This is a genomic window from Sphingopyxis jiangsuensis, assembly GCF_016734905.1.
GTDB lineage: Bacteria > Pseudomonadota > Alphaproteobacteria > Sphingomonadales > Sphingomonadaceae > Sphingopyxis > Sphingopyxis jiangsuensis.
Map to the genome: position 1 here is coordinate 539,268 of NZ_JAERPO010000001.1, position 12,861 is coordinate 552,128.

Sequence of the window (12,861 nt, forward strand, 5' to 3'; positions counted from 1 at the left end):
TCCCTTCCTGTTCGTCACCCCGGACTTGATCCGGGGTCCAGCAACGCGAAAGGAATGGATGCCGGATCAAGTCCGGCATGACGAAGGCACCGGGTTGCATCCGAACCTCGATTTGTTCTTTATTTGTTCTCACTGGCTCGCTACATTATGCGGGTGGAACAAGCCAAGCCCCTGCCCCCCATTTCCGGTCGCGGCGCCCCCACCAATTTGCGCCCGACGCGCACCGGCTCGCTCGCGCGCGAGGCCGATGGCGACTGGCTCGACCTCGCGCTCGACATCGACGGCGCGCCGCCGCCGCTGCGCACGACCGTCACCGCCGAACATCCCAGGACGATCATCGCGCGCAACACGTCGCCCGACATCGGCTTCGACCGCTCGATCAACCCCTATCGTGGCTGCGAACATGGCTGCGTCTATTGCTACGCGCGTCCGACGCATGCCTTTCACGACCTGTCGCCGGGGCTCGATTTCGAAAGCCGTCTCTTTGCCAAACCCGACGCTGCAAAGCTGCTGCGCGCCGAACTCGCGAAGAAGAATTACGATCCAGCCCCCCTCGCCATCGGCACCAACACCGACGGGTACCAACCGATCGAGCGCGAATGGGGCGTCACGCGGTCGGTGATCGAGGTGCTCGCCGAAACGCGCCACCCGCTGCTCATCACGACCAAGTCCGACCGCCTGCTCCGCGACCTCGACCTGCTCGCCGACATGGCGCGCGACAATCTGGTCGGCGTCGCGATTTCGGTGACGACGCTCGATCCCAAAATCGCACGCACCCTCGAACCGCGCGCACCGCACCCGCGGCGGCGCCTCGCCGCGATCCGCGCGCTTGTCGACGCGGGCATTCCGACGCAGGTCAACATCTCGCCGATCATTCCCGCGATCACCGATCACGAGATAGAGGCGATCGTGGCCGCCGCCGCAAGCGCGGGTGCGATCCGCGCTTCCTATATCCTGCTGCGCCTGCCGCACGAGGTCGCGCCGCTGTTCCGCGCCTGGCTCGACGCGCATTATCCCGACCGCGCCGACAAGGTGATGCACATGGTGCAGGACATTCGCGGCGGCCGCGACAACGACCCCGACTTCTTTTCGCGGATGAAGGGGCGCGGCGTCTGGGCGCAGCTCATCCGTACCCGCGTCAAGCGCGCCGCGCGCGAACATGGCCTCGACAAAAGCTTCCCGCCGATCCGCAGCGACCTCTTCCGCCCGCCCGAACGCGACGGGCAGATGGAGTTGTTCTAGCGTCAGGACCCTAAGAGTCGTCGCCCCCGCCAAGGCGGGGAGCTCACGCCTCCGCCAGCGACTTCAGCTTGTAATCCTTATACTCGTCGCGGATCTGGCGTTTCAAAATCTTGCCCGTCGCGGTGTGCGGAAGCTCATCGACAAAGACGATTTCGTCGGGCAGCCACCATTTGGCCACCTTGTCCTTCAGATAGTCGAGGATCGCCGCCTCGCTCGTCTCCGCGCCCGGCTTGCGGACGATCAGCAATATCGGGCGCTCGTCCCATTTCGGGTGATAGACGCCGACCGCAGCCGCCTCCTGCACCCCCGGCGCGCCGACCGCCGCATTTTCGAGTTCGATCGAGCTGATCCACTCGCCGCCCGATTTGATGACGTCCTTCGCACGGTCGGTGATCTGCATGACGCCGTCGGGGTGGAGGACCGACACGTCGCCCGTGTCGAACCATCCGTCGGCGTCGGCGGCGTCGGTGTCGGCCTTGAAATAGCGCTGGATGATCCACGGTCCGCGGCACTGCAATCGCCCGCTCGTCTCGCCGTCGCGCGGCAGCACATTTCCTTCGTCGTCGACGATGCGCAGTTCGACCCCGAACGGCGGGCAGCCCTGGCGGCAGATGATGTCGACCTGTTCGTCGAAACCCAGCGCGTCCCAGTTCCACGGACGCTTGCCCATCGTCCCGATCGGGCTCGTCTCGGTCATCCCCCACGCGTGGCCGACATAGACCCCCGCCTTCATGAAACGCTCGATCATCGCGCGCGGCGCCGCCGATCCGCCGATGATGACGTGACGCAGCGCGCCATAGTCCATCCCCGTCGCATCCATATGCGCGAACATCGCGATCCACACGGTCGGGACCCCCGCGCTGTGCGTGACCCCCTCCTCGTGCATCAGGTCGCACAGCACCTGCGCGTCGTTGGTCGCCGAAAAGACAAGCTTCGCCCCGACGACCGCCGCGGCATAGGGAATGCCCCAGCTATTCGCATGGAACATCGGCACGATCGGCAGGATCACCGACCGCGCCGACAGGTCGAACGCGTCGGGCTGCACCTCGGTCACCGCATGGATGACGTTCGAGCGATGCTCATAGAGCACCCCCTTCGGATTGCCGGTGGTGCCGCTGGTATAACAAAGCCCGACCGGATCGCGTTCGCCCAGTTCCGCCCATTCGAAACTGCCGTCTTCGGCATCGACCAGGTCGCGGTAGGAGAGATAGCCCTCGCGCGCCGGCGCGTCGAACAGGATGAAATGCTCGATCGTCGTGAGCTGGTCGCGCAGCCGCTCGACGATCGGCAGAAAGGCCGCGTCGAACAGCAGCACGCGATCCTCGGCATGGTTGCAGATATAGACGAGCTGCTCGTCGAACAGCCGCGGATTGACCGTGTGGAGGACGCCGCCAATCCCGGCCACCCCGTACCAGCTGACGAGATGATGCGCATGATTCATCGCGAGCGTCGCGATCCGGTCGCCCTTCTTCATCCCCAGCTTGAGCATCGCGGCCGAAAAGCGGCGCGCTTCGACGCCGACCTCGCCCCAGTTGGTTCGCGTCAGACTGCCGTCAGCCCAGCGGGTAACGATCTCGCGCTCGCCATGTTCGCGCGCGGCGTGGTCGATCAGGCTCGTGACGAGCAGCGGCTGGCCCTGCATTCCCATTATGACATCCTCTTCCTTGTTTTGACCAAGGATAGGAGCGCCGAAGGAGATGTGGCAAGGGGCGTTATGCGGCGGCCGCGTGGGGCAGGCTCGACCGTTCTAGCCGCGCACCCGGAAATCGCGTGGCGCAACGAGTGCGAGCGCGGGGTCCGTGATCCCCGCGACGCTTTCCAGCCGTGAAACCAGATCGGGGCCGAGCGCGAAGCCGCGCCCCAGATCGATACGAATCTCGTCGCCCGTATCGGGGTCCGGGGTGATCATCACGACGCGCCCGCGGGCGTCGTCGCGGCGTTCGAGCAGCCGCGCGATATCGTTTACCGCCTCGGCGAGTTCGACACGGCAGGTCAGCTCGAGCGCCGCGGTCGCGGCAATATCGGCCAGCGACTGCGCCCCGCGTACCGTCACGCGCGGCGTCTCTTCGCCTTCGAGCAGGTCGAGCTCGACCGACAGCAGCGCGCAGCCGCCGTCGGCCGCCAGCGCCTCGAGCGTCTTGCCCGCCGCTTCGTCGAAACAGCTCGACTGGAACTGCCCGCTGCGGTCGGACAGCGTCAGGTTGAGGAAGCGGTTGCCGCGCTGCGACACACGCGCACGCGCGCTTTCGACCATGGCCGCCATCACCATCGGGACGCGCGTTCCCGGCGTCATTTCGACATTGTCGCAAATGTCTCCATAGCTGCGCGCGCCGCGCGCCGCGAGGATCGCCTGATATTGCTCGACCGGGTGCGCCGAGAAATAGAAACCGAACGCTTCCTTTTCGCGCGTCATCCGTTCGGCGAGCGTCCACGGCTCGGCAGAGGGAAGCTGGAGGACGGGAGCCAGATCGACCTCGCCACCGAACAGCCCGCCCTGCCCCGTCGAGCGTTCGTGCGCCGAACTGCTGGCGCAGGCGAGCAGCGCCTCGGCGCCGGCGAAGGCGCGCGGGCGGTCGGGCTCGATAGAGTCGAACGCCCCGGCCGCTGCCAGCGCCTCGATTTGCCGTCGGTTGAGCATTTTCGGATCGATCCGCCCCGCAAAATCGTCGAGGCTCGCGAAATCGCCGCGCGCCTGCCGCTCGGCGACGAGCGCCTCCATCGCCTTTTCGCCGACGCCTTTCAGCGCGCCGAGCGCATAACGCACCGCCAGTCCCTCCTCGGTCCGGCTGACCGAGAAATCGGCCTCGCTCTCGTTCACCGACGGCGGCGCAACCGCGATGTCGAGCCGCCGCATATCGTCGATGAACACCGACAATTTGTCGGTCTGATGATTGTCGAACGACATCGACGCGGCGAAAAATTCGTGCGGATAATGCGCTTTCAGCCACGCTGTCTGGTACGACAGCAGCGCATAGGCCGCGGCATGGCTCTTGTTGAAGCCATAGCCCGCGAACTTGTCGATCAAGTCGAACAGCTCGTTCGCGGTCTTGGCGTCGATCTGGTTATGCTCGGCGCAGCCCGCGACAAAGGTTTCGCGCTGCGCGTCCATTTCGGCCTGGATCTTCTTGCCCATCGCGCGGCGGAGCAGGTCGGCGCCGCCGAGGCTGTAGCCCGCCAATATCTGCGCGGCCTGCATCACCTGTTCCTGATAGACGAAAATGCCATAGGTTTCGGCGAGGATGCCTTCGAGCAGCGGGTGCGGATAGGCGATCGGCTCGCGCCCGTTCTTGCGCGCGCCGAACAGCGGGATATTGTCCATCGGTCCCGGACGATAGAGCGCGACGAGCGCGACGATGTCGCCGAAATTGGTCGGCTTCACCGCCGACAGCGTGCGCCGCATCCCCTCGGATTCGAGCTGGAACACCCCGACCGTGTCGCCGCGCTGGAGCAGCTCGTACACGCCGGGATCGTCCCAGCCGAGCGTGTCGAGGTCGACGTCGATCCCGCGCAGCGCGAGCAGCCGCCGCGCTTCCTTGAGCACCGACAGCGTCTTGAGGCCGAGGAAGTCGAACTTCACCAGCCCCGCGGTCTCGACATATTTCATGTCGAACTGCGTCACCGGCATGTCCGAGCGCGGGTCGCGATAGAGCGGGACGAGCTGGTCGAGCGGCCGGTCGCCGATCACCACCCCCGCCGCGTGCGTCGAACTGTGCCGCGGCAGGCCTTCCAGCTGCCGCGCCATGTCGAACAGCCGCCGCACGCCGTCGTCCTGCTTATATTCGGTCATCAGCTCGGACACGCCGTTCAGCGCGCGTTCGAGCGTCCAGGGGTCGGTCGGGTGGTTCGGCACGAGCTTCGCGAGCCGGTCGACCTGGCCATAGCTCATCTGGAGCACGCGCCCCGTGTCCTTGAGCACCGCGCGCGCCTTCAGCTTCCCGAAGGTGATGATCTGCGCGACGGTATCGCGGCCATATTTCTCCTGCACATAGCGGATCACCTCGCCGCGCCGCGTTTCGCAGAAGTCGATGTCGAAGTCGGGCATCGACACGCGCTCGGGGTTCAGGAAGCGTTCGAACAGCAGGCCCAGTTTCAACGGGTCGAGGTCGGTGATCGTCAGCGCCCACGCGACGACGCTCCCCGCGCCCGACCCGCGCCCCGGTCCCACCGGAATGTCGTGCGCCTTCGCCCATTTGATGAAGTCGGCAACGATCAGGAAGTAACCGGGAAACCCCATTTGCGTGATGACGTCGACCTCGAAATCGAGCCGCTCGACATAGGCCTGCCGCTCCTCGTCCGTCAGCTCGGGATAGAGCGCCAGCCGCGCCGCCAGCCCGGCATGCGCGTCGGCCTTCAATTGCGCCGCCTCGCCCTCGCGGTCGCCCGCGAGGCTCGGCAGGATCGGCTTGCGCTTCGGCGCCATGAAGGCGCAGCGCTGCGCGACGACGAGCGTGTTGCGGATCGCCTCGGGCAGGTCCGAAAAGGCGTCCTCCATCGCCTCGGCGGGCTTCAGCCACGCCTCGGGGCTCGACACGCGCCGGTCCTCGCTTTCGACATAGGCCGACTGCGCGATGCACAGCATCGCGTCGTGCGCGGGATGGAATTGCGGTTCGACGAAATTGGCCGGATTGGTCGCGACGAGCGGCAGCGCGCGCGCATAGGCCATGTCGATCAGCGCATCCTCGGCCGCCTTTTCCACCGCGTCGCCGCGCCGCGACAGTTCGATGTAGAGCCGGCCCGCGAACAGCGCCTCGAGCCGCTCGACATAATCGTCCGCCGCGGTCTTCTGCCCGTCGGCGAGCAGCCGCGCGAGCGCGCCCTCGCCGCCGCCGGTCAAACAGATCAGCCCGTCGGTGCGTCCGGCCATGTCGGCGAGCGCGACATGCGGGTCATGCTCGATCGGTCGCCCGAGGTGCGCCGCCGACACCAGCGCGCACAGATTGTCGTATCCGGTGTCGTCCTGCGCATAGAGCGCGATCCAGTCGATCAGCGGCGCCCCGCTCGCGAGCCGCTGTCCCGGCCGCGCGACGCTGAGCAGCGCGCCGACGATCGGCTGCACCCCCGCCGCGGTGCACGCGTCGCCAAAGGCCATGACGCCGTACAGCCCGTTGCGGTCGGCGACCGCCACCGCGGGAAATCCCCGCTCGCGCGCCGCCTTGGCAACCGCCTTGGGGTCGATCGCCCCTTCGAGCATCGTGTAACTGGAAAAGACGCGCAGGGGGACAAAGGGGCTGTAGGCCATGACGGGACGCTAACGCCGCTCTCGTGATTCGACCACCGCCACGTTTCACAAATTCGTCATTGCGAGGAGCGCAGCGACGAAGCAATCTCCAGCCCATACCCTCGTCGGACCAAGGCTGGAGATTGCTTCGCTGCGCTCGCAATGACGAGGAACAGAATCTACCCCAGCAGCGCCTCGATCTCCTTGCGCAAATGTTCGGGCTTGGTCGTCGGCGCGTGGCGCGACACGACCTTGCCGTCGCGGTCGACCAGGAATTTGGTGAAATTCCACTTGATCCCGCTTCCCAGCAGCCCGCCCTTTTCCTGTTTCAGATGCTTGAAGATCGGGTCGGCGTCCGATCCGTTGACGTCGATTTTCGCCATCACCGGAAAGGTCACGTCATAGGTCAGCGTGCAAAAATTCGCGATCTCGTCCGCATCGCCCGGTTCCTGCGCGCCGAACTGGTTGCACGGGAAAGCCAGTATCTCGAACCCCCGGTCCTTGTAGTCGCGATAGATTTCCTCGAGCCCCTCATATTGCGGCGTGAAACCGCATTTCGACGCGGTGTTGACGATCAGCAGCACCTTGCCGCGATAATCGGCGAGCGACTGCGCCCCCCCGCCCGGCAGCGGCGCCGAAAAATCATAAAGGCTCATCTCATTTCTCCCCGGATGTTCGTTGTCTGTAGATGAAATCGAAACTCGTCGCCCATGTCAGCCCGTGGTCGGTCGACCGCTCGCCATGCTGGCGCACCGACCCGTCGTCCGCGCGCGAATAGGTCATGCGGATCAGCGCATCCTGCCCCTGCCCCACGACGTTCGGCCACAGTCCGGTCAGCACCATCTTGCCGTCCGCGACCCCGCCGTCGAAATCGACGCGCGTTCCCGAACTGTCGACCCACGCCTGCCGCCATTGGCGGCGCTCGCGGTCGTAAAGGCTGAACGACCCGCCGCCCCCGCCCGACCGTGGTTTCCAGGTCTCGCGGATCGCGCAGCCGCCGAACATCGCCTCGATGCTGCTCGTCGCGACCTGCGTGTCGCTGCCGTTCGGAAAGACGTCCCACTCGCCGACCCAGAAATCGAACGCGCGGTGTTCGGCGCTCGTGCAGGCGGGCGGCGGCGGTGTCGGCGGCGTTTGCGCCGTCGCGGCGGCAGGCCAGATCAGCGCCGCGACGGCGAGCGCGCGATAATGTCGATTACGCATATGCACCCCCTTCGCCCCGGAGGTTGCAGCCTAGGCCTCTATGCGCCCCTCGTGCAAGCGCAGCACGCGGTCCATCCGCGCCGCGAGCCGTTCGTTGTGCGTCGCGACGAGCGCTGCCGATCCATGATCGCGCACCAGCTTCATGAACTGGTCGAACACGCGGTCGGCGGTCGCCTCGTCCAGATTGCCCGTCGGCTCGTCGGCGAGGACGAGCAGCGGCCGGTTCGCCAGCGCACGCGCGACGGCGACGCGCTGCTGCTCGCCGCCCGACAGCTTGCTCGGCTTGTGGTGCAGCCTTTCGGCAAGCCCCAGCCGGGCGAGCAGGTCGGCCGCGCGCTCCTCGGCCTCGGCCTGCGGCGCGCCACGGATCAGCTGCGGCAGCACGACATTCTCGATGGCGTTGAAGTCGGGAAGCAGATGGTGGAACTGATAGACAAAGCCGATCTTCTCGCGCCGCGTCTTCGTCCGGTTGCCCTGGTCGATGCGCGTCACATCCTCGCCGTCGATGCGGATCACGCCTTCGAAGCCGCCTTCGAGCAGCCCGACCGCCTGCAACATCGTCGACTTGCCCGACCCCGACGGACCGAGCAGCGCGACAATCTCGCCGCGCTTCAGCGCCGCGTCGACGCCGCGCAGCACGTCGATCGTCACCTCGCCCTGCACAAAGCTGCGCTTCAGGCCGACCAGTTCGAGCGCCAGATCACTCATAACGCAGCACCTGCACGGGGTCGGTATTCGCCGCCTTGAACGCCGGATAGAGCGTCGCGATGAAACTGAAGAGGATGACCATCACCGAAATGCCGATAATCTCGAACGGATCGGGCTTCGACGGCAGTTCGGTCAGAAAGCGGATAGAGGGGTCCCATAGCGGCTGGCCGGTGATCCACTCCATCGACCGCACGACATTCTGGCGGATCGACAACAGCCCGAACCCGATGAGCAGCCCCATCGCGGTCCCCGCGACGCCGATCGACAGGCCGATCGCGATAAAGACGCGCATCACCGAATCGCGCGTCGCGCCCATCGTCCGCAGGATCGCAATGTCGCGCATCTTCGCGCGCACCAGCATGATCAGCGAAGAGACGATGTTGAACGAAGCGACAAGGATGATCAGCGACAGGATGACGAACATCGCGACGCGCTCGATCGCCAGCGCCTCGAACAGGCTGCTGTTCATCTGCCGCCAGTCCGAAACCACCGCCTGCGCCGCGACCTTTTCGGCGAGCGGCTGCAATATTTCGCCGACGCGGTCGGGATCGGCCGTCTTGACCTCGATCATCCCCACCGTGTCGCCGATCAGGAGGAGGAGCTGTGCATCCTCCATCGGCATCACGACATAGAGCTTGTCGAAATCATAGACGCCGATCTCGAACACCGCCGACACGCGATAGCTGATCTCGCGCGGCACCGTGCCAAAGGGCGTCGAACGTCCGGCGGGATTGATGATCGTGATGTTCGACCCGACCGTCGCGCCCAGGTTGCGCGCCAGTTCGGACCCGATCGCGACATTCCCCGACCCCGGCGTCAGCGAACGCAGGTTGCCCTGCAAGACCTTGCCCCCCAGCACGTCGTTGCGGCGAATATCCTCGACCGTCATCCCGCGCAGCAAAATGCCTTCGACGCGCCCCGAAAAGGTCGTGAGCAGGGGCTGCTCGATCAAGGGCGTCGCCGACACCACCTCGGGCGTCGCCTCCGCCTCTTTCAGCACGTCGCGCCAGTCGTCCAGCCGCCCGCCAAAGCCCTGAACGACCGCATGGCCGTTCAGCCCGACGATCTTGTCGAACAGATCGGCGCGCACGCCGTTCATCACGCTCATCACGATGACGAGCGCCGCAACGCCCAGCGTCACCGCGACAAAGCTGAACGCCGCGGCGACGAAGATGAAACCTTCGCCGCGTTGGGGGAGCATATAGCGTTTGAAGATAGTGCGCTCATAGGATCGCAGGATCATGCGGCGGCCGGCCTTTCAGGCGCAACGGACGTTGCGGTCATGCCGGTGCTTTAGGGAGCGGCCGCGCCGCTGGCAATAAGCCGCGATGCACGCCGATGTTGCGAGCGAATCGCAACATCTGTTGCCAATCGGCCACAGGGCTGGGCAAAACCGCGCGCCAACTGCTTGCCAGAGGGTGACAAGGCGCCCTCCATTGCCTAGCCAAACGCTTCTGGTTCAACGCGGCCCAAAGGCCCGGCTCCAGGGAGTGCAGGTCCTTCGCCGGCCTGCGCACAAGGGGGATGGCGAGTGTTCGTCACAGGCGCCCGGGTTTTGCGAAAGCGAAGCCCGGGCGTTGTGATTCTGGCGCAAAGCATCGCAATGACGGCTTTGGGGTGGGAGCGGGCGTTAGCATGACCATAGGCCCTCCCCTTCAGGGGAGGGCAGCGAGACTTGCGAACTTGTTCGCTAGTCGCAGCGGGTGGGGGCCATCGGCCTTGCGCAAGGTCGATAGCCCCCACCCCAACCCCTCCCCTGAAGGGGAGGGGCTTAAACGGCCGCAATCGGTCGTTTGCAGCCATTACCCCCAGATCCGCAGTGAACGGCCGATATGGGGTGGGGAGCCGACGTCTGAACTCAGCGCTGGGACCTCAGGTACTTAACTGTATCAACGCATCGATCAATCGGCGAACGAGTTAAAAAATCTTCGCCGAATGTTGCGGTCCATTCGGATATTCCGTCAGGCAACCCATTCAGAAGAAAACGAATTTTCCTGAAAAAATCGGGATCGACGACACCCTCAATTATCACCGAAGAGGCAGTGATCGACGGAAAGTTCGCGATTGGTATGCTTGTCGCGAAGTCTACAAATTTAAATCTCGTTGAAGGTGGGCGAAGGCGCTGAAGGTCTTTCTCGAAGATCGCTAGTAAATCGCCGATGACCAACCGCTCTTGCGTTGTTCCCCCAAGCAACCGCTTCGAACGTGGCAAGAACATTTTCCAAGTTTCGCCGCGTTCGAATAAAAGACAGTCAAAGTGCTGAAACGAGACCACTTCCAAATTGCTCTGGCTTGCGAGGTGTGCGGCTAACGTGCGCTGCATTTCGCTTACCCCCATATTTCGATCGCCCTAGACTTATCGATTAAAAGGCGAACGTCCGCAACTGGTCGTTTCCAGAGATTCGCTCCAGATCGTTGGCGAACGACGGGAATGGGGTGGGAAGCGGACACGGCCCATTAGGGATTTTTCTCCATGGGTCAGGGAAACGCTCGGGAGTAAACATGTGCTTCACCGGTTAATTGTGGGCTTGGCTGCACTGTCGATTGCTTCTCCTGCGTTGGCCGAAGTCGCCGACAAGGAGCCGTCAGTCGGCGGAATGTGGGCTTGGGCGCTCAGCGTCAACGTGGTAGCACTCCTATTGGAAATGTTGCGGCCACGTCTCGGACTACTCGTGGTTCCCTTCGCAGCGTTATCTGCGTGGGCGATGCACCTGGAGCTTTCCGACCCATACGTTGGTCCCGCTATTTTGAAGGAGCTTGGGCCAAGCTACGTCAGAATGAGCTATATGAGTATTGCGGTCGAGTTGCTCGGACCCATGCTGCTTGTGCTGCTGTTTGAAATAGTTCGACGCCGAAGGGCTTAACGTCCGCAATTGGTCGCTAGCTGCCATTTGCGGCCAACCTGGCTTCAATGACCGGAATCGACCGATTCACGTCATTGCGACCAGATCGGGAGCGAATGGGGAAAACGGGGTGGAAAGCGGACTTGCCCACTTGGTTTCGTCATCCCGGACTTGATCCGGGATCCACGACGAGGGGGCGGCTATGGATCCCGGATCAAGTCCGGGATGACGATGAAATAAAGGATCGCGATCGCTCGCCAGCGGCCCTCAATCCTCCCTGTCGCGCAGCGATGGGGAGGTGGCAGCGCGCAGCGCTGACGGAGGGGCAATAACGCAACGCCGCCGCCCCTCCACCACCGCCTGCGGCGGCGGTCCCCCTCCCCATGCCTGCGGCACAGGGAGGATCGAACGTCCGCAACCGGTCGCTACCAGACGCTCGCAATGCTGAACTTGTTTCAGCATCCATGGCCTGAACTCTCGCTCAGTGCGGCGTCGAAGGACAAGGCAGGCCATGTTCCTCGAAACAGGTTCAGGGTGACGCGAACGGACGGGCAACAAGCACCCAGACCCCGGCGTCAGAGCAAAAACAGCATCGCCGCGGTAAAGAAGATCGCAAAGCTTTCGGCAAACAGGCGAAGGTCGCTGCCCTGGGCAAATATCGACGGGCGCACGCGCTGCTCCTGCAGCGCCAGGCGCAACTCGCTTTCCCAATCCGTCGGGGCCGCAAGGCGCGCGAGCGTCAGTTGCCGCGCTCCATGGGCCCGGATGCGCCCGCGAATATCGATGATGTCGTCCGAGTTCATGCGCCGGAGGCTAAACCGATGCTAACGAGTCGATAAGGTTAAAAGATCGTTAACGCGCGCCCTGTCCCGTCGCGGCACAGCATCGAACGGTCTTGCTAACGCAGCGGCCGGATTCGGACGCGGCGCGAATCGTGCGCCCCCGCCTGGAAGGGCTTGCACCGCTGCGGCCGCATCCGTGCGCCGAGGCACAGGCGGACCTCCTTCAACCAGCCTTCGCGGTCGACCGTCACCGCGATCATCGGTTCCGATATGCCGGGATTGACCTTTGCGAAAGCGGTACGGATGCGGCCCGCGGTCTGCGGGTGGCTGGCGAGCGCCGTCATGTCGGGAAAGCGCACCGCGCGGTACAATATCTGCGCGGCGCGGAAATAGGCGGCGGGGTTCGGGCTCATGCAGGTGCCGTGCTTCGCCCATTCGTGCTGGAGCAGTTGCACCGACGGCGTCATGCACAAATGCCGCCGCAGCACGGGTTGCGGAACGATCCGCGCCGGGCGGCACCATTGCGGATAATCCCTTGTGTCGCTTTCGGGCCAAAGGCCGTGGAGCACCCAACCGAATTTTCCATTCTCGCCCGAACATTGGAATCGGTCGCGCGCGCCCTTGGGATTGCGGACCCCGGCGCAATGTTGCGGCGACCAGCTCATCGCGAGCAGATAGCCGGTCACCGGCGGCTTCCGCACCGGCTCGCCGCGGCGCGGCTGCTCCATGCGCGGCACCGATATGCGGTCGGGGATCGTGCAGGCGGGCGCCTGCGCCAGCGCGGTCGCGGGCGCGAGCGCGAGCAGCGTCAGCGCCACCACCCCGAACCGTCGCCCCCGCGCAGGCGCGGGCCGCAACAGGTCTT

General features: G+C 64.7%; 10 protein-coding genes. 1 reads left to right on the forward strand and 9 read right to left on the reverse strand.

Features of this window, described 5'->3' with window-relative positions:
• The first annotated feature begins 147 nt into the window (after nucleotides 1-147).
• Nucleotides 148-1,242, forward strand: coding sequence for a PA0069 family radical SAM protein (locus tag JI743_RS02645; protein WP_201925662.1), 1,095 nt, complete (start codon nucleotides 148-150; stop codon nucleotides 1,240-1,242).
• Nucleotides 1,243-1,285: 43 nt separating this feature from the next.
• Here the strand turns inward: JI743_RS02645 and JI743_RS02650 are convergent, their stop codons facing one another.
• The 9 genes from JI743_RS02650 to JI743_RS02690 form a co-directional block, all read right to left on the reverse strand.
• Nucleotides 1,286-2,890: a long-chain fatty acid--CoA ligase gene (locus tag JI743_RS02650; protein ID WP_201925664.1), complete on the reverse strand. Its 1,605-nt coding sequence runs from the start codon at nucleotides 2,888-2,890 to the stop codon at nucleotides 1,286-1,288.
• A 99-nt stretch (nucleotides 2,891-2,989) separates the two neighbouring features.
• Nucleotides 2,990-6,481 (reverse strand): DNA polymerase III subunit alpha, encoded by a 3,492-nt coding sequence (gene dnaE, locus JI743_RS02655; protein ID WP_201925666.1) that lies wholly within the window; start codon nucleotides 6,479-6,481, stop codon nucleotides 2,990-2,992.
• Nucleotides 6,482-6,639: 158 nt separating this feature from the next.
• Nucleotides 6,640-7,116, reverse strand: a complete 477-nt coding sequence (locus JI743_RS02660; RefSeq protein WP_201925668.1) for a glutathione peroxidase — start codon at nucleotides 7,114-7,116, stop codon at nucleotides 6,640-6,642.
• A gap of 1 nt (nucleotide 7,117) precedes the next feature.
• Complete coding sequence (locus JI743_RS02665) at nucleotides 7,118-7,663, reverse strand: hypothetical protein (protein WP_201925670.1); 546 nt, start codon at nucleotides 7,661-7,663, stop codon at nucleotides 7,118-7,120.
• Between the two features lie 30 nt (nucleotides 7,664-7,693).
• Nucleotides 7,694-8,371 (reverse strand): ABC transporter ATP-binding protein, encoded by a 678-nt coding sequence (locus JI743_RS02670; protein WP_201925672.1) that lies wholly within the window; start codon nucleotides 8,369-8,371, stop codon nucleotides 7,694-7,696.
• The gene (locus JI743_RS02675) at nucleotides 8,364-9,614 is read right to left on the reverse strand and encodes a lipoprotein-releasing ABC transporter permease subunit (RefSeq protein ID WP_201925674.1); all 1,251 of its coding nucleotides are present in this window, start codon (nucleotides 9,612-9,614) and stop codon (nucleotides 8,364-8,366) included. Before JI743_RS02675 ends, JI743_RS02670 begins: the two co-directional genes overlap by 8 nt.
• A gap of 615 nt (nucleotides 9,615-10,229) precedes the next feature.
• A complete protein-coding gene (locus tag JI743_RS02680) occupies nucleotides 10,230-10,709 on the reverse strand; it encodes a hypothetical protein (RefSeq protein WP_201925676.1) in 480 nt (159 codons plus the stop codon).
• Between the two features lie 1,080 nt (nucleotides 10,710-11,789).
• Entirely contained in the window at nucleotides 11,790-12,017 is a 228-nt protein-coding gene (locus tag JI743_RS02685) for a hypothetical protein (RefSeq protein WP_201925679.1), read from the reverse strand.
• Nucleotides 12,018-12,112: 95 nt separating this feature from the next.
• Nucleotides 12,113-12,814, reverse strand: a complete 702-nt coding sequence (locus tag JI743_RS02690; protein ID WP_330901889.1) for a ribonuclease T2 family protein — start codon at nucleotides 12,812-12,814, stop codon at nucleotides 12,113-12,115.
• Nucleotides 12,815-12,861 lie beyond the last annotated feature (47 nt).

Excerpts from the sequence above, each read along its gene's own strand:
- JI743_RS02680 (WP_201925676.1), bottom strand. The coding sequence starts at position 10,709 with ATGGGGGTAAGCGAAATGCAGCGCACGTTAGCCGCACACCTCGCAAGC.
- JI743_RS02675 (WP_201925674.1), bottom strand. The coding sequence starts at position 9,614 with ATGATCCTGCGATCCTATGAGCGCACTATCTTCAAACGCTATATGCTC.
- JI743_RS02650 (WP_201925664.1), bottom strand. The coding sequence starts at position 2,890 with ATGGGAATGCAGGGCCAGCCGCTGCTCGTCACGAGCCTGATCGACCAC.
- JI743_RS02665 (WP_201925670.1), bottom strand. The coding sequence starts at position 7,663 with ATGCGTAATCGACATTATCGCGCGCTCGCCGTCGCGGCGCTGATCTGG.
- JI743_RS02660 (WP_201925668.1), bottom strand. The coding sequence starts at position 7,116 with ATGAGCCTTTATGATTTTTCGGCGCCGCTGCCGGGCGGGGGGGCGCAG.
- JI743_RS02670 (WP_201925672.1), bottom strand. The coding sequence starts at position 8,371 with ATGAGTGATCTGGCGCTCGAACTGGTCGGCCTGAAGCGCAGCTTTGTG.
- dnaE (WP_201925666.1), bottom strand. The coding sequence starts at position 6,481 with ATGGCCTACAGCCCCTTTGTCCCCCTGCGCGTCTTTTCCAGTTACACG.
- JI743_RS02685 (WP_201925679.1), bottom strand. The coding sequence starts at position 12,017 with ATGAACTCGGACGACATCATCGATATTCGCGGGCGCATCCGGGCCCAT.
- JI743_RS02645 (WP_201925662.1), top strand. The coding sequence starts at position 148 with ATGCGGGTGGAACAAGCCAAGCCCCTGCCCCCCATTTCCGGTCGCGGC.